The organism is Xenophilus arseniciresistens (assembly GCF_028023875.1).
In the GTDB taxonomy this organism is placed as follows: Bacteria; Pseudomonadota; Gammaproteobacteria; order Burkholderiales; family Burkholderiaceae_C; genus Xenophilus; species Xenophilus arseniciresistens.
In genome coordinates, this window is sequence record NZ_JAQIPB010000003.1 from 355,107 (window position 1) to 371,774 (window position 16,668).

Genomic DNA, 16,668 nt, shown 5'->3' on the forward strand with positions numbered 1-16,668 from the left:
AAAAAAGGGCTCCGAAGAGCCCTTGGCGCGCGCGGTTCGGGGGCGCTCAGTTCACCTTGATGAGGCGCCAGTCCAGGCGGTTGTCTGCGCGGTGCACCACCTCGATGTTCTTCTTCATCGCCCACGGGATCACCTGGTTGTACAGCGGCAGGTAGGCCACGTCCTCATGCGACAGCACCAGGGCCTTTTCGATGAGCTCGTTGCGGCTCTTGAGGTCGGTCTCGACCTTCACGCGCTCGACCAGTGCGTCCATCTGCGGATTGGAATAGCGGCCCACGTTGTAGTTGCCGTCACCACCCGCGCCCACCGAGCGCACCAGCGACTGCAGGCTGTAGAGCGCGTCGAAGGTGGGCACGCCCCAGCCCAGCATGTAGATGCTGGCCTCGTAGCGCTGGATCATCGGGAAGTAGGTCACCAGCGGCAGCGTGCGCAGCTTGGCCTTGATGCCCACGCGCGCCCACATGGCCGTGATGGCCTGGCAGACCGCCTCGTCGTTGATGTAGCGATTGTTGGGGCAGGCGAAGTCCACCTCGAAGCCCTGCGGATAGCCCGCATCGGCCAGCAGCTTCTGCGCGGCGCTCACGTCGTAGGGCCAGCGCGCATCCGCCTTCTTGGTCCAGCCGTTGACCTGCGGCGAAATCAGCGTGCCCGTGGCTTCGCCCAGCCCGCGCATGGTCACGCGCTGGATGGCATTGATGTCGATGGCCTGGTAGAGCGCCTTGCGCACACGCACGTCCTTGAGCGGGTTCTTGCCCTTCACGCTTGAACCCACCAGCTCGTCACGGAACTGGTCCATGCCCAGGAAGATCGTGCGGTTCTCGGCGCCGTCGAGCACCTTGATGTTGGCGTTGCTGCGCAGCCGGCCCAGGTCCTGCGGGCTGGGATCGAGCACGAAGTCGGTCTCGCCCGACAGCAGGGCCGCCAGCCGCGTGGCCTGCGACTTGATCGGCGTGTAGACGATCTCCGTCACGTTGGTCGGGTTCTTGCCCCAGTAGTGAGGGTTGGCCACCATCACCAGACGCTGGTCGGGCAGCCATTCCTTGACCATGTACGGGCCCGAGCCCATCGCATTGCGGTGAGCGAAGGTTTCGTCCTGCGTCTTGATGTCCTTGGGCTCGAGCGACTTGTTCTTCTCGGCCCAGGCGCGGCTCATGATGCGCAGCTCGGTCAGCTGGTTCAGCAGCGTGGGCGTGGGGGCCTTGAGCAGGATGTCGACCGTGTTGTCATTGACCTTCACGACTTTGTCGATGCCTTGCGCGAACACCGCATGGTTGGAGGTCTTGGCCATGGAGCGCGTGATCGAATACACCACGTCGTCGGCAGTCAGCGACGAGCCATCGCTGAACTTCACGCCCTGGCGCAGCGTGAAGCGCATCTGTGTCGGCGAGACCTGCTGCCACGCCGTGGCCAGTTGCGGCTCGGGCTTGAAGGTCTTGCTGTTGTAGTAGACGAGCGCGTCGTAAATCGCGGCATGCACCCCATTGCCCAGCGCATTGTTCTGCGAATGGATGTCCAGCGTCGGGATGTCGCTGGCACTGGACCACTTGAAGGTCTTGGCATGCAGCGCCGGCACGGCCAGAAGAACGGCGGCAGCCACGGCAGACAGATACGCAGACTTGAACTTCACAAGGCTTCTCCTCGGTAATGGGATGTGGGTCGCGGCACGCTGCCGCAGACCGTCAATGTTGGGCAGAAATGCCGCCCGCAACGCGGGGAGTTTCCCGGGTGCGCGGTCATGGCACGCAAACTCTGCGCCAGTCCCTGGCATCTGGGCCGGGCCATGAAAAAAGCCACCCGACTTGCGTCGGGTGGCTTTGGCTCTTGCCGATTCAGAAGCTGGTCAAGCCAGCCTCAGATCAGAAGGAGTGGCGAATGCCCAGGTCGTAGCCGATCGAGGTCTTGGCCTGGTACACGCCCGTGCCGAACGTGTTGCTGACTTCGGTGACCCACGGAGCCGTGATGTTGCCCGAACCAGCCGAGTAAGCAGCGCCGTTCTTGTTCTTGATGTAAGCCACGGTGGCGTACAGAGCGGTGCGCTTGCTCAGGTTGTGCACGTAGCCCAGAGCCAGCTGGTCAGCCTTGGGGTTTTGCTGGTAGAAGAACGGATCAGCCAGGTAAGCCAGCGGATCGACGTCAACCTTGGTCTTCACGTGGCCATACGACGCACGGATCAGGCCAGCACCCACGGGGGCGGTGATACCGATCAGGTAGCCGTTCAGCTTGGTGGAGGGGTTGTAGGCCGGAGCGTTGATCAGGCCGTTGTACTCGGTCTTGCCCTTCAGGTTGGCGTACTGACCGAACAGCTTCACAACACCAAAGTCGTAGCTTGCGCCGACGTTGAAGTTCTTGGCGGTCTGGTCGGTGCCGGCGTTCCACGACGAAGCGTTGATTTGCTCGCCGTAAGCCACTGCAACATCCAGAGGACCGTTGGCGTAGCCGAAGCGGCCACCCCAGTAACGGCCACCACGGCTGTTGTTGTTCAGCGAACCTTGCAGGTCGTTGTCGTACTTGGTCTGCTCGTGGAACGAGTACTGCACCTGGCCGTAGAAGCCGCCCAGGTTCTTGGGCAGGAAGTAGCCAACGGTGTTGGAAGCGCGAACGTTGGACGTTTCGATGCCGCCTGCAGCGCGCTGGATCAGGGCCGTGCCTGCGCCGTTGGTGCCGAACGGATCGAAGTTCGTGAAGTTCCAGAACGTCGGCTTGTAGTCGCGACCCAGACGCAGTTCACCGAAGTTACCCGACAGGCTCACGGTGGAACGACGCGAGAAGGTGCTCACACCGGTGGCGCCGTCGTCGTTGGTGATGGGGGCTTCCAGCCAGAAGCTGGCAGCCAGACCGCCACCCAGGTCTTCCACGCCGCGGAAACCCAGACGGCTGCTGTTGTAAGCAGAGTTGTTCAGACCCGTCTTGCTGGACTTCACCGAGCCAGGCAGACCGTAGTACGCCAGGGGACTTGCCAGCAGCGTGAAGGGATCGGTCACCAGCTCGCTCTTGTTGCTGACGCTGCTGATCGAAGCATCAACGATACCGAACAGAGTCACCGACGACTGAGCCGAGGCGACGCCGGCAACCGCCAGGGCAGCCAGAGCAACTAGGGATTTTTTCATTGCAAGTTTCTCCAAGGTTAAACATGGGGCGCCGGTACGAAGGGTCTTGCCGTGCTGGCGCTGTTGCGCAACCCACCGGTCCCCGGGCCAACCTCCTTTTGGGAAGTTGGTGCTATTCCACCAGAGGCGTCCCGGCAGGGCAAAGCAAATCCGCCCAAACGGCGGGCCGGCCCAAGGTTTCGTTGTGGATGTGCAACATCCCAATGGCCGGACTCTTTGGCTGACTCGCGGCCAGGGAAGACCCGGATGCGCTCAAATGCGCCCATGACCCACGCCATGGACTCTTTGCTCGAAGCCGCCGACTCGGCGCTGCGCGCCCTTTTCGCCAAACCGCATGCCGTCCGCCCCGTGCCGCAGGCCCCAGGCCCGAAAGAAGAGCTCAGCCCTGCGGAGAAGCGCCATGCTGCGGCGCTCATGCGCGTGAACCATGTGGGGGAAATTTGCGCCCAGGCGCTCTACACCGCCCAGGCGGCCACCACGCGGGACGCCAAGCTTCGAGCAGAGCTGCTCCACGCAGCGAGCGAGGAAACCGATCACTTGGCCTGGACCGCGCAACGTCTGGAAGCACTGGGCGACCGCCCCTCTTTGCTCAACCCCCTCTGGTATGCAGGGGCCTTCGGCCTCGGGCTGGTGGCCGGAAGGATGGGAGATCCGTTCAGTCTCGGATTCGTTGCCGAGACGGAGCGTCAGGTGGAAGCCCATCTCGACGGACATCTTCAGCGCCTGCCGGCAAAGGATGGCGCCTCGCGCGCCATCGTGGCTCAAATGAAAGAAGACGAGGCGCGCCACGCCCGCTGGGCCATGGACGAAGGCGCGGTGGAGCTGCCCCCGCCAGCGCGGGCGCTCATGCGAGCGGCCGCCCGTGTCATGACCACCGTCGCCCACCACATCTGAGCAAATCGCCCGCCAGGCCCGCGCTCAAAGCTCGATCTGCTCGAAACTGGTGGTGATCTGCGCCGTTTTGCCCAGCATGATCGTGGCCGAGCAATAAGTGTCGTGGCTCAGCGCAATCGCCCGCTCGATGGCAGCGGGCGGGATGCCGCGACCCGCGACCGTGAAATGCAGGTGAATCTTGGTGAACACCTTGGGGTCTTTTTCTGCCCGCTCGCTGCTCAGCTTGACACTGCAGCGCTCGACCTGATGCCGGCCACGCTTGAGGATCATGACCACGTCGTAGGCGGTGCAGCCACCGGCGCCGGCCAGAACCATCTCCATGGGACGCGGCGCCAGGTTCTGGCCTCCGTTTTCGGGTCTGGCTGCATCAGGGGCGCCATCCATGGCGACGAGATGGCCACTTCCGGTCTCCGCCACGAAGCCCATCGCAGAACGAGTGCCGGCCTGACCGGTCCAGCTGACGGTGCATTCCATTTGATGAAAAACTTGAAAAATTGGTAAGGACGCCGAGGGTGCTCCCCCGGCGGAAGACTCACGACCGCATTGTTGCGAAAAAGTCACCCGGCTTGTTGCGTCGCAACAATAAGGGCATATACTCTAGTCCATCGCACACAAACTGTTGTGTGCACCGGTTGTCTCCTCCACCCTCCCAATTGGTGGATTTAGCCCCGAGTCGCAAGACTCGGGGCTTTTTTCTTGGCGGGTGCTGGCCGACAAGGCGCGTTGCGGGGTCGGAAAGGGCAGCTGTTTTCCCCGCCCCGGGGCAGCTGCTCTGGCTGCCCTGGCGGTTGCCGGCGTCGCCTCGGCTCAGTCGTCGGTGACTCTGTTCGGCGTGGTTGACGCGTCGATTACCAGCGTGTCGAACAAGAGCAACCTGTACTTTGCCAACTCGGCAGATGCGCTCAACCCGCTGGCTCTGTACCTCCCGGGCTCCCTCAAGTCCAGCCGCACGGGCATGAACAACTCTGGCAACAGCACCAGCCAATTGGGTTTCCGCGGCGTGGAAGATCTGGGTGGCGGTCTGGCCGCCAGCTTCTGGCTGGAAGCGCCCATCACCAACGACGACGGCAAGACCGGTGTGAGCTCCTTCTCGCGTCGTTCCACCGTGAGCCTGTCGGGCAACTTCGGTGAGCTGCGTCTGGGCCATGACTACAAGCCCTCCTTCTGGAATCACACCGTGTTCGCAGCAACGAGCACCAATGGCGTGGGCACCTCGGTGCTGCACAAAGCCATGATCGCCGAAGAAGGCGGTGGTTACGTGCGCCAAAGCAACTCCGTAGGCTACTTCCTGCCGAAGAACCTGGGTGGCTTCTATGGCCAAGTGCAGTACGGCTTCCATGAGCAAGTCAAGTACGACAACGACCTCCAAGGCTCCCTGAACAACAACAGCCGTGGTGGCCGTTACTGGGGTGGCCGCTTCGGATACGCCAATGGCCCCCTGGATATCACAGTGAGCTATGGCCAGCAAAACAACGCCTCAAACTGGGCTAAAGGCTCCGACGATGTGTCCAAGCACGCCAGCCTTGGTGCCTCGTACGATCTGGGTGTGGTCAAGCTCTTCGGTCTGATTGCGCAGAACAAGAACAAGGTTGAATACGCGAACGACAACGGCGCCTTCAACCCCTCCTAGAAACTGAAGGGCTATGAGTTCGGCGTGACTGCTCCTGTCGGCGCTGGTGTGATCCGCGCCTCGTACGGCCGCGTGAAGTTGAGTCAAAGTGTCAACCCGCAAGATGCATGGGACGCCATCCGTACGGGCAACTTCTTCTACCAACCACCGGCCTCCCCCAAGGCTGACCAACTGGCTCTGGGCTATGTACACAACTTGTCCAAGCGCACTGCGCTGTACGCAACCGTTGCGTACCTGAAGAACAATAATGGCTACGGCCTTACGCTGGACTCCAACGTTCCCTATGTGACCGCTTACGAAAGCACTCTGGTGGACATCGGTGGTGTCTATCGCCCGAAGAGCTCGCTGGGCTACGACCTGGGCATTCGCCACTCGTTCTGATCGCGATCTGCTTCTCATCGATCTTCTATGATCGACCAAGGAGCCTTTAAAGGCACGGCGCATGGCGCCGTGCCTTTTTCATTTTTAGCTGCTTTGGCAATGGACAGCCGCCAAAGGAGCCGTGGCTTGTGGTTCTCGGCAAGACGCCTACCCTCTGCTGCCACGCCCGCTACCGACAACAGTGTCAGCAAGCGGGCACAAGTGACTTCAGACCGACCTTCCCCTGCGGCTCTGAAGCATCTGCACATTCATCTCGCCGCTCAGCGGCGACGCATAGAAGCGCTCAATCATGTTGACGCTGGTCCGAGCATTGCGCGCCAGCGTCAACATGTCTATGCCCTGTCCGTAGAGACGTCGCAGCGTGATAGCCGTGTGGCGAAGGCAATAGAGGGTGCGCGTCTGGCCTTGAGGCCCCTTATCCAGGCCTTCGCGTGCCAGGACCCATTGAAAGAAGAAGCCGAGCATCGCCAACGCATGCTCGCGATTGGCGATGTGGGGAAGGAAGAGGTAGTCATCGGGTTGGGCGAGTCCCTGCTGGCGCCGATACGCAAACAACTGCTCATACACATGAACGGCAGGTCTCAGACTCACCATGGGTTGCGAATGCCGCTTCGTTTCCGGCAATCGCAGTCGCAAGTAAAGATTCTTTCCGCGCACGATTTCCACGTGCTTGTGCTGCACAAACTTGATGTCGCTGGGACGCACAAAAGTGTTGACCATCCAGCGGATGAGCCAGGGCAGCTCAGCAGGCATGTGAAGCAGGTCACGTGCGATCCAGAAGCGCTCTCCGGCTGCCATCGAAAGAAGCTGCGGATGCGGCTTGTCGCGAAGGGACCTTGCCGCGAACACGAGCTGCCGGTACTCGCGCACGGTGAAGCTTCCGCGAGGCTGGCTGCGGATCTTGATCTTTGGGAAGCGAGGCATTTCGTCGATGACGCCTTGCAGAACCCCGTGCATCACTACCTTCCGGAAAAGCACCAGGTACTGGGCGATGGTCGTGCTTGTGAAGCCTTTTCGACCCAGGTGATCAATAAGCTCTTGTGCGTGGGTAGCTCGCAATTCAATTGCTGGCAATCCACCAAACAAGGGAAGGATGTGACCCTGCATTCGGTTCTGCATGACCTGCCAACTTCCGCGAGCGATTTCACCGCGTTCCACACGGGCGGCTTCAGCTGCCAGGAGTTGTTGAGCCAAGTTTCTGACAAAAACGGTTGACAGTTTTTGCCGGTCTGTTTCTTGGTTGGCAGTCGATACTGCCGACGGGGAGTGCCTGCGTCTGACATCCGGGTCGTTTGCCGCTGCCAGCCAGTTTGTGGGCAAGTTCATGACAAGTGTGTCCATATGCCCAGACGCATGCAATCCCGATGCCTTCTATCATCGTTGGGTGCCAATGATGAATCCCCCCTCCCAAACTCTTGTGCCGCAGGATGCCGCGGGGCTGTCCCCGACGGATTACCTGCGGAAAATTCTGAACGCGCGTGTCTATGACGTGGCGATTGAATCGCCATTGGAGTTCGCGCGCGTATTGAGTGCCCGATTAAACAATCGAATACTGCTCAAGCGCGAGGATCAGCAACCCGTTTTCAGCTTCAAGTTGCGCGGCGCCTACAACAAGATGGCCCATTTGAGTGCCGAGCAACTGGCAAAAGGGGTGATCTGCGCTTCGGCCGGCAACCATGCGCAAGGCGTGGCACTGGGCGCTCGCAAGCTGGGTACGAGGGCAGTGATCGTGATGCCCGTGACCACGCCGCAACTAAAGATCGACGCGGTTCGCGGCCTGGGCGGCGAGGTCCATCTGCACGGCGACAGCTATTCCGACGCGTACCAATACGCGCTCCAGTTGCAGCAGACCGAAGGGTTAACCTTTGTTCATCCTTTTGACGATCCGGACGTGATCGCGGGCCAGGGCACCATCGCCATGGAAATCCTGCGCCAGCACCAAGGGCCGCTGGATGCCGTGTTCGTGGCCATCGGCGGGGGCGGGTTGATCGCGGGCGTGGCCAACTACATCAAGGCCGTGCGTCCGGGCATCCGGGTGATTGGCGTGCAGACCGACGACTCCGACGCGATGCTGCAGTCGGTGCGTGCCAAGGAGCGCGTGACGCTGCCGGACGTGGGCCTGTTCGCCGACGGCACCGCCGTCAAGCTGGTGGGCGAGGAAACCTTCCGGGTGGCCAGCCACCTGGTGGACGACTACATCAGCGTCAACACCGACGCCGTCTGCGCCGCGATCAAGGACATCTTCATCGACACGCGCAGCATCGTCGAACCGTCGGGCGCGCTGGCCGTGGCCGCGATGAAGCAGTACGTGGAAAAGCACGGCACACAGGGCGAGACCTACGCCGCAGTGCTGTGCGGGGCCAACATGAATTTCGACCGGCTCCGCTTCGTGGCCGAGCGCGCCGAAGTGGGCGAGGAGCGCGAAGCGCTCTTTGCGATCACGATCCCCGAAGAACGCGGCAGCTTCCGGCGTTTTTGCGAAGTGGTGGGCCAGCTTCCGGGCACTTCGCGCAACGTGACGGAATTCAACTACCGCATCAGCGATGCCAACAAGGCGCACGTCTTCGTGGGCCTGACGACCATCGCGCGGGGCGAATCAGCCACCCTCGCCGACACCTTCCGCCAACAGGGATTCGGCGCGGTCGACCTCACGCATGACGAGCTGGCCAAGGAGCATGTGCGCTACATGGTGGGTGGCCGCAGCGCGCTGGCGCACGACGAGCGCCTGCTGCGCTTCACCTTCCCGGAACGGCCGGGCGCGCTGCTCAAGTTCCTGAGCCTGATGCAGCCCAACTGGAACATCAGCCTGTTCCATTACCGCAACCAGGGCGCGGACTACGGCCGCACGCTGGTGGGCCTGCAGGTGCCGGCTTCCGACGATGCAGCCTTCACGGCCTTTCTGGAGGAACTGGGCTACCCCTGGATCGAGGAAACGAACAACCCCGCCTACCAGCTGTTCCTGCAGCAGGGCTGAGTCACGCGGCGCACGCAGGCCACTGGCCGTGGCACTGCGGGCGCCTCGTTCTTCTTCTCGTTTTCAGTCGTTGGAAAGCACGGCCGCGCCGCGTGGCGGCGCGTTGCGGGCCTGCGCCAGCGCAGGCAGCTCCAGCACGATGGGCGCGGCGGGGCTGCCCGCAACGCCGATGCGCGCGCTGCGGCCTTCTACGGCCTGCAGCACATAGCCGTCGCCCAGCGCCGCCCCGGCGCGGAAAGGGCGTGCCGGCTTGCCATCAACGGCCAGCAAAGCGGCGCCACTACCCCGATCGTCGGCCACCACGCCCAACAGCCGGAAGCGGCTGGCAGGGTCCACCTGCGGCCGGCTCGCGGGTGCGGCGGCACCGGGCGCACCCAGCAGGCTGGCCACGGCGGCGGCATCCGTCTGCAGCGGGGCGGCGGCGGCCACAGGCGGCAAGGAAGCCTCGGCCGGCGCTGCCAGCCGCAGCCCCCAGAACACCACGCTGCCCGCGGCAGCGGCCCACAGCAAGGCGGTGCAAGCGGCGCTGGGCCAGGGTGCAGGAGCATTCAGGACTGACATGGCCGGGCATTATCATGCAGCGCACTTCGTTCGATGCCTTGTGACTGCCGCCCTGCGCGCATGCCGCACCTGCGGCAGCAAGCCCAGGCCACTTCCCCGCCTCACGCCCTCTTCTTCCATGCCTGCTTTGCCCCCCGCCAGCCAGTCCCGCCGCCAGCGCGGCTTCACGCTGATCGAGTTGATGGTCGTGCTTGTGATCATCGGCGTGCTCGCTGCGCTGATCGTGCCCAATGTGATTGGCCGCGCCGACGATGCACGCGTCACTGCCGCCCGCACCGACGTCAACAACCTGATGAACGCGCTCAAGATGTACCGCCTGGACAACCAGCGCTACCCGAGCGCCGAACAGGGCCTGGGGGCCCTGGTGGCACGGCCCAGCACCGGCCCGGCCCCGCTCAACTGGAAGCCCTACATCGACAAGCTGCCCAACGACCCCTGGGGCCGGCCGTACCAGTATCTGAACCCAGGCCTGCAGGGCGAGATCGATGTCTTCTCCCTGGGCGCCGATGGCCAGCCCGGTGGCGAGGGCGGCAATGCCGACATCGGCAGCTGGCAGTAAGGGCGGCGGCTCCCGGCCTGCGAAGCGCCGGCTTCGCGTCACCGGCTTCACTGTGATCGAGCTGCTGGTGGTGGTGGCGATCATTGCCTTCTCCACCGCTGGCGTGGCCTTTGCCCTGCGCGACAGCGCGCAGGCGCCGCTGGAACGCGAAGCCCAACGCCTGGCAGCACTGCTCGAGTCGGCCCGCGCCCAATCACGCGCCAACGGCTATGCGGTGCGCTGGTACCCCACGCCGCAGGGCTTTGCCTTCGACGGCCTGCCTGCCGGCGCCCTGCCCACCCACTGGACCCTGGCTGCCGTGCAGGCCCAGCCGCTGGATGCGCGCGGCCTGCCAGTGCCGGCCCTGCAGCTGGGCCCGGATCCGATCGTGGGCGCCCAACAACTGCTGCTGAGCACCGACGACCCCGCGATGGGGCGCGTGCGCCTGTCCACCGACGGCCTGCGGCCCTTCACGGCGCAGGCGCAGCCATGATGACCACGCCCCGGTCCTGCGGCTTCACGCTGATCGAGGTGATGGTCGCGCTGGCCATCACGGCCATCGCATTGGCGGCCGGCGTGCAGGCCAGCAACGCGCTCACGCGCAACGCGCAGCGCCAGTCCGACGTGCTGCTGGCCCGCTTGTGCGCCGAGAACGCGCTGGTGCAGGCCCGGCTGGCGCCGCAGATGCCGCCCGTGGGCGACAGCACGCAGGTGTGCGAGCAGGCGAACACGCGCTTCGACCTCACGGTCTCGACACTGCAGACCCTGAACCCGAATTTCCGCCGCGTGGATGTTCAGGTGCGCGATGCAGCCCAGTGGCCCGTGCTGCGGCTGTCCACCGTGGTCGGGCGCTACTGAAAGCGTTGCCTGCCGATGCCCTTCCTCCGCCCCAGGCACCGCCGCCGCAGCAACAACAACAGCCGCGGCTTCACGCTGATCGAACTGCTGGTTGCGCTTTCGGCCATGGCGCTGCTGGCGCTGATGAGCTGGCGCGGCGTGGACGCGCTGGCGCGCACGCAATCGGCCCATCAGGCCCGCGACGATTCGGTGCTGGTGCTGCAGACGGTGCTGGCCCAGTGGCGAGCCGACCTCGACGCCGCAGCCTCGCCCGACGGCAGCACCGCGCCGCTGGCCTGGGACGGACGCACCTTCCGGCTGACGCGGCGCATCCAGACCGGCGGCGGCCCCGCATTGCAGGTCGTCGCCTGGACGCTGCGCAGCGACAGCACGGGCCCTCGCTGGTGGCGCTGGCAGTCCGTGCCGCTGCGCACGCTGTCGGAATGGAACCAGGCCTGGAGCCTTGGCGCGCAGAGCCTGCAGGACGGCGTGCCGCCCGATGCGTCGGCCACACCGCTGCTGCCGCTGACGGCCTGGTCGGTGGCCTACTACGCCAACGGTGTCTGGAGCAGCAACGCGCCTGCGTCCACAGGCTCGGCCGCCGTGGGCGCCGATGGCGTGCGGCTGGTGCTGGACCTGCCGGCCTCCACCGGGCTGGCGGGCACGATCACGCAGGACTGGCTGCGGCCCACGCATGGCGTCGCACGCTCGGGATGAGCCGCGCATGAGCCCCCTGCGCACCACGCGCCCACGCGGCCAGCACCAGCGCGGCGCCGCCCTGCTGGTGGCGCTGCTGACCGTGACGCTGGTCGCCACCTTTGCGGCCGCGGCGCTGTGGCAGCAATGGCGCGCCACCGAAGTGGAAGCCGCCGAGCGTTCGCGCCTGCAATCGGCCTGGGTGCTGGTGGGCGCGCTCGACTGGTCGCGCCTGATCCTGCGCGAGGACGCGCTGGCCGACGCACGCATCAAGGCCGGCGCCTCGGGCTCCGGCGCCGGAGAAAGCACCAAGGGCCCGGCCGACCATCTGGGTGAGCCCTGGGCCATTCCGCTGGCCGACGTGCAGTTGCGCGACTTCCTGAGTGCCGACCAGAACGTGGCGGCCGAGCAGCTGGAGGGCCTGCCTGAAGCATTTCTCTCGGGCAGCATCGTGGACGCGCAGTCCAAGCTGAACGTGCGCAACCTGGTGGCCAACGGCCAGCCCTCCGCGCAGGCCGTGGCCGCGTTCCAGAAGCTGTTCCAGCTGCTGGGCCTGCCGGCCGATCAGGTGATGACGCTGGTGCAGGGCCTGCTGCGGGTCTGGCCCGCCGCGCCGCCCAAGACCGACGGCCAGGGCGGCGAGCCGCCGGCAACGGCCACCGCAGCAGCGCCCGACGCCAATGCGCCCCTGCCCCCCAGCCGCGTGCAGGACCTGGTCTGGCTGGGCCTGCCGCAGAGCACCGTCGAAGCCATCAGGCCCTATGTGACGGTGCTGCCGGTTGCCACCACCGTCAACATCAACACCGCCAGCGTCGAGGTGCTGACCGCGAGCGCCGACAAGCTGGACATGGCCACCGCGCAGCGGCTGGTGGCGCATCGCCAACGCGAGTACTTCGACACGCTGCAGATGGCCAATGCGCTGCTGCCCAGCGGCAGCGCGCAGCTCTCCAGCGCCATGCACAACGTCAGCACGCAGTACTTCGAGGTGCAGGGCCGGCTGCGGCTGGACCGGCTCTGGGTGCAGGAGCAGTCGCTGCTGCATCGCAACGCCAACAACCTGCAGGTGCTGTGGCGCGATCGCGGCGCGGGCACCGACGCCCCGCCGCCCTGACAGCGCGCCCGGCAGGCTCCCGCATGGGGCCCGCATTGGCCCCATCCCAGCCTCGCACCCCGAGAAACGCACACCGCTCAAGGCGCCAACATTCCAGAATGAATTTCTGATGTGGAATTTTTTTCCATATCAACCTATGATTCCAGAAACGCCCGCTTGACCGGCGCAGAAGGAGACATCGGTGACATTCACCCCACCCCCAGCGACTCTTGCGTCCTCCCTGGCCCGGCCAGCTGGACAGAGCACGTCGCAGCCCCCCCTGGTGCCGACGCGGCCGACAAGGCCACGCCCGGGCGGCCCTTTGCGCTGAGCACTGGCGCCCGGCTGCGCACCCGCGTGGCTGCCGGATAAGCCCTTCCTCCCTTTTTTCCGTCTTGCGCACGGCCTCGCGCGCAAGGGCTGGCTGCGCGCGTCGCATCGAGCCTGGCCTTCTTTCATTCCACCACCCTAGAGGAGACAACCCGATGGCCCAGGCCACTTCATTGACATTCAAGCTGGCGGCCGTGGCCGCTGTGGCCATGGCGCTGGGCGCCTGTGGCGGGGGCGGAGGGGGCGGCACGTCGGCAGAGGCCCTGGCCCTGATCGCCGCCGCCCAGCAGCAACAGCAGCAGCCTCCGACGACCACGCCGCCGACCACGACGCCTCCGGACGACCCGGCGCCGGAACCGGAACCCACGCCCGAGGACGAGCCCTTCTTCGACGCCTACTACAACGTCTGCCGCGGCACCAGCGCCAAGTGCTACAACGACTGGGGCGCCTTTGCCTCCACGCCCAACCGCGTGCTGATCTATTCGCGCACCGCCGGTCCGCGCCATGCCAACCTGGGCACGCCCATGGCCGCCGGCCTGAACCCCACGATGAACGCCGACAACGTGATGCAGGCCGGCCTCAAGCGCATGCTCGAAGCCGAAGGCATCACCGTGGACTGGACCGAGGACGTCACGGTGCTGTCGGGCCGCATCAACAACTACAAGACGGTCATCTTCGCCAGCTCCAACCGCGACACGCTGTGGAACGACGCCTCGCCCACCAGCAAGGACGCGGCACGCACCTCGCTGCGCAACTACATGCGCCGCGGCGGCGGCTTCGTGGGCCTGCACAACGCCTTCGGCGCCGAATACAACTGGCCCTACTACGAAGGCCTGCTGGGCAACGCCAACTTCTACAACCACGGCCCCAACCGCGCGGGCGATGTCGAAGTCATGGCCGCCGACGACCCGTCGATGGCCGGCCTGCCCGAGCGCTTCACCTTCCAGGACGAGTGGTACAACCTGGAGCCCTTCCCCACGCAGGTGAAGTTCCTGATGAAGGTGGACACCTCCACCCTCAAGCCGCTGACCTCGGCGCCGCACCCGGGCCATGAAGGCTTCCACCCCGTGGCCTGGTGCCAGTACTACGACGGCGGCCGCGCCTGGCTCACCACGCTGGGCCACAACGCGAACTCCTTCACCGAGACCAGCACCGGTCCCGGCGCGGAGTTCTTCCAGAAGATGGTCGTGCAAGGCGTCAAGTCCACCATGGGCCTGACGGACTTCTGCACCAGCGCCACCGCCGCGCCGGCCGCGCCCGCCGCGCCAGCCACCCCGGCTGCACCCGCCGCGTCCTGATCGCAGACCGCCCAGCACCGCGGGCCCTGGCGGCCCGCGGCCCCTGCATTCATCGCTCCAACATCATGAAACTTCGCACCCTCGCATGGGCGCTGCTGTCCAGCGGCGCCATTGCCACCCCCCTGCTGCTGACCGCCTGCGGCGGCTCCGGCGGTGGCGGTGGCGGCTTTCCGCTGCCTTCGGCCCCCGCACCGGCGCCTGCGCCCAATCCGCCCGCTCCGCCGCCGCCTCCGGCGCCCGGCCCCAGCACACCGGCTGCCGACCTTTCGGACTGCTGCACCGCCGGCGACAAGGACTTCCCCAAGGTGGGCGGCAACCTGGGCAACCAGAACTACACCAGCCTGGGCCAGATCGACAAGAGCCGCGTCGGCCAGCTCGGCGGCGCCTGGGTCAACAAGATCGAGGGCGGCACCGTCACCGGCAACAGCCAGAGCACCACGGTGGTGGTGGACGGCGTGATCTATATCGAGTCCGCCCAGGGCAACCTGATCGCGGTGGACGGCAAGACCGGCGTGACCAAGTGGAAGTGGACCACGCCCTACGGCAACATCACGCGCCGGGGCGTGGCCGTAGCCAAGGACCTGGGTCTGGTCTACACGGTCGCCTCGGGCAACCGCCTGATCGCGCTGGACAAGGACAGCGGCAAGCTCAAGTGGGTCAAGCAGTACCCCAGCACCACCACCGACGCCGACTACCTGGGCGCGGTGCAGAAGGTGGCCCTGGTCTACCACGACAAGCGCCTGTACATCGGCACCAACGACGGCAACCGCGGCGCGGCCTTCTCGGCCGATGCCGCCACCGGCAAGGTGCTCACGGTGTTCTGGGGCGTGCCCCGCGCGGGCGAGCGCGGCTACGACACCTGGGGCGGCGCGCCCGAGTCGGACCGCACCGGCGCCACGCCCTGGATCCATCCGGCCGTGGACCCGGAGCTGGGCCTGGTCTACTGGACCTTCGGCAACGTGCGCGGCGGCTCGTCGCAGAACGGCTCCACGCGGCCCGGCCTGAACCTGTTCGCCAACTCCATCGTCGCGCTGGACCTCAAGACCGGCGAGTACAAGTGGCACTTCCAGTCGGTGCACCACGACATCTGGGACATGGACAACGTGATGTCCCCGGTGCTGGCCGACGTGAAGATCAACGGCGCCGACCGCAAGGTGGTGATCTACGGCAGCAAGTCCGGCATGTACTACATCCTCGACCGCAAGGACGGCAGCGCGCCGCTGGGCATCGACGAAGTGGCCGTCAAGCAGGACGCCCGCCAGGCCACCTGGCCCACGCAGCCCTTCCCGCGCCAGGGCGCCTGGACCGAGACCTGCGTGGAATCGCAGCCACTGGGCACGGCCGTGCCCGGCAGCCCGAACCGCGCGGTGCCCAACTACGTGGCCGGCTGCCTGTACGACCCGCACTGGGACGTCCCCGTGCTGTCGATCCCCGGCCACGGCGGCGGCGCCAACTGGAACCACCAGTCCTTCAGCAAGCGCACGGGCCTGGTCTACACCGGCATGGGCTATGTGGCGGCCGCGCACTCGCTCACCGAAAGCAGCAACGGCCTGCGCCCGCCGGGCGAGTACATGACCGGCGCCGTGGTGGCGGTGGACCCCGGCACCAACCTGGTGAAGTGGAAGAAGCCCATGCCCTACTCGCTGGCGCACGGCAACGGCATCCTCACCACCGCGTCGGACCTGCTGTTCATCGGCCAGCCCGACGGCCACCTGATCGCGATGGACGCGCAGGATGGCGCCGAGCTGTGGCGCTTCCAGACCGGCTCCGGCATCAGTGCCAGCCCCGTGGCCTACGAGATCGACGGCGAGCAATACATCGCCGTCTATGCGGGCGGCACCAGCATCCCCTATGGCAACTCCGCGCCGCGCGGTGACTCGCTGTGGGCCTTCAAGGTGGGCGGCACGGTGCCGCAGGCCGCCACGCCGGGCGGGCCGGACGTGCGCCGGCCGGTGTCGGGCTCGGCCGTCGAAGGCGCGGCACTGCCCACGCCCAACACGGTCTACCTGGCGCGCGTGCAGACCAGCAGCAACGCACCGGGCACGGCCGAATCGACGGCCGTGAACGCCATGACGCCGACCTGGATGCGCGTGCCGGTCAACACCACCGTGACCTTCACCAACCCGGCCGACAACGCCAACACGCACTGCGCCACGCAGTTCTTCGAAGGCAAGTTCGACTTCCGGCTGGCACCGGGCCAATCGGCGCAGTACAAGTTCGACCAGCCGGGCGAGTACTTCTACAACGACTGCCACAGCCCGCGGCCGACGGGCAAGGTGGTGGTGTACTGAGCGTGCTGCGGCGCCCGGCAAAGGCGCCGGCCCTCAACGCA

Annotated in this window: 14 protein-coding genes and 1 pseudogene; 10 read left to right on the top strand and 5 right to left on the bottom strand. The window is 65.7% G+C overall.

Annotated elements, in window-relative coordinates; all coding sequences use genetic code 11:
* Positions 1-46 precede the first annotated feature (46 nt).
* Entirely contained in the window at positions 47-1,627 is a 1,581-nt protein-coding gene (locus PGB34_RS10320) for an ABC transporter substrate-binding protein (RefSeq protein ID WP_271427991.1), read from the bottom strand.
* Positions 1,628-1,856: 229 nt separating this feature from the next.
* On the bottom strand, positions 1,857-3,107 hold the full coding sequence (locus PGB34_RS10325; protein WP_271427992.1) for a porin: 1,251 nt from the start codon (positions 3,105-3,107) through the stop codon (positions 1,857-1,859).
* Positions 3,108-3,371: 264 nt separating this feature from the next.
* On the opposite strand from PGB34_RS10325, the gene coq7 reads away from it, so the two are divergent.
* On the top strand, positions 3,372-4,001 hold the full coding sequence (gene coq7 / locus PGB34_RS10330; RefSeq protein WP_271427993.1) for a 2-polyprenyl-3-methyl-6-methoxy-1,4-benzoquinone monooxygenase: 630 nt from the start codon (positions 3,372-3,374) through the stop codon (positions 3,999-4,001).
* A gap of 24 nt (positions 4,002-4,025) precedes the next feature.
* On the opposite strand, the gene PGB34_RS10335 is transcribed toward coq7, so the two are convergent.
* Entirely contained in the window at positions 4,026-4,475 is a 450-nt protein-coding gene (locus PGB34_RS10335) for an OsmC family protein (protein ID WP_271427994.1), read from the bottom strand.
* A gap of 298 nt (positions 4,476-4,773) precedes the next feature.
* On the opposite strand from PGB34_RS10335, the pseudogene PGB34_RS10340 reads away from it, so the two are divergent.
* Positions 4,774-6,012 (top strand): annotated as a pseudogene (locus PGB34_RS10340) (porin).
* A 207-nt stretch (positions 6,013-6,219) separates the two neighbouring features.
* On the opposite strand, the gene PGB34_RS10345 reads toward PGB34_RS10340, so the two are convergent.
* Positions 6,220-7,338, bottom strand: coding sequence for a hypothetical protein (locus PGB34_RS10345; protein ID WP_271427995.1), 1,119 nt, complete (start codon positions 7,336-7,338; stop codon positions 6,220-6,222).
* A gap of 67 nt (positions 7,339-7,405) precedes the next feature.
* Here PGB34_RS10345 and ilvA point away from each other — a divergent pair, with 67 nt between their 5' ends.
* Positions 7,406-8,986, top strand: a complete 1,581-nt coding sequence (gene ilvA, locus PGB34_RS10350) for a threonine ammonia-lyase, biosynthetic (protein WP_271428259.1) — start codon at positions 7,406-7,408, stop codon at positions 8,984-8,986.
* Positions 8,987-9,049: 63 nt separating this feature from the next.
* Here the strand turns inward: ilvA and PGB34_RS10355 are convergent, their stop codons facing one another.
* The gene (locus tag PGB34_RS10355; protein WP_271427996.1) at positions 9,050-9,547 is read right to left on the bottom strand and encodes a general secretion pathway protein C; all 498 of its coding nucleotides are present in this window, start codon (positions 9,545-9,547) and stop codon (positions 9,050-9,052) included.
* Between the two features lie 118 nt (positions 9,548-9,665).
* On the opposite strand from PGB34_RS10355, the gene gspG reads away from it, so the two are divergent.
* The 7 genes from gspG to PGB34_RS10390 all read left to right on the top strand — a co-directional run bounded on the left by gspG (position 9,666) and on the right by PGB34_RS10390 (position 16,627).
* Entirely contained in the window at positions 9,666-10,106 is a 441-nt protein-coding gene (gene gspG / locus PGB34_RS10360) for a type II secretion system major pseudopilin GspG (protein ID WP_271427997.1), read from the top strand.
* Complete coding sequence (locus PGB34_RS10365) at positions 10,081-10,578, top strand: pilus assembly FimT family protein (protein WP_271427998.1); 498 nt, start codon at positions 10,081-10,083, stop codon at positions 10,576-10,578. The genes gspG and PGB34_RS10365 overlap by 26 nt, the downstream gene beginning before the upstream one ends.
* Positions 10,575-10,943, top strand: a complete 369-nt coding sequence (gene gspI, locus PGB34_RS10370; protein WP_408647860.1) for a type II secretion system minor pseudopilin GspI — start codon at positions 10,575-10,577, stop codon at positions 10,941-10,943. Before PGB34_RS10365 ends, gspI begins: the two co-directional genes overlap by 4 nt.
* 15 nt (positions 10,944-10,958) lie before the next feature.
* A complete protein-coding gene (locus PGB34_RS10375; protein WP_271427999.1) occupies positions 10,959-11,639 on the top strand; it encodes a PulJ/GspJ family protein in 681 nt (226 codons plus the stop codon).
* A gap of 7 nt (positions 11,640-11,646) precedes the next feature.
* Positions 11,647-12,729, top strand: coding sequence for a type II secretion system minor pseudopilin GspK (gene gspK / locus PGB34_RS10380; RefSeq protein ID WP_271428000.1), 1,083 nt, complete (start codon positions 11,647-11,649; stop codon positions 12,727-12,729).
* Between the two features lie 464 nt (positions 12,730-13,193).
* Complete coding sequence (locus PGB34_RS10385) at positions 13,194-14,336, top strand: ThuA domain-containing protein (protein WP_271428001.1); 1,143 nt, start codon at positions 13,194-13,196, stop codon at positions 14,334-14,336.
* 65 nt (positions 14,337-14,401) lie between these two features.
* A complete protein-coding gene (locus PGB34_RS10390) occupies positions 14,402-16,627 on the top strand; it encodes an outer membrane protein assembly factor BamB family protein (RefSeq protein WP_271428002.1) in 2,226 nt (741 codons plus the stop codon).
* Positions 16,628-16,668 lie beyond the last annotated feature (41 nt).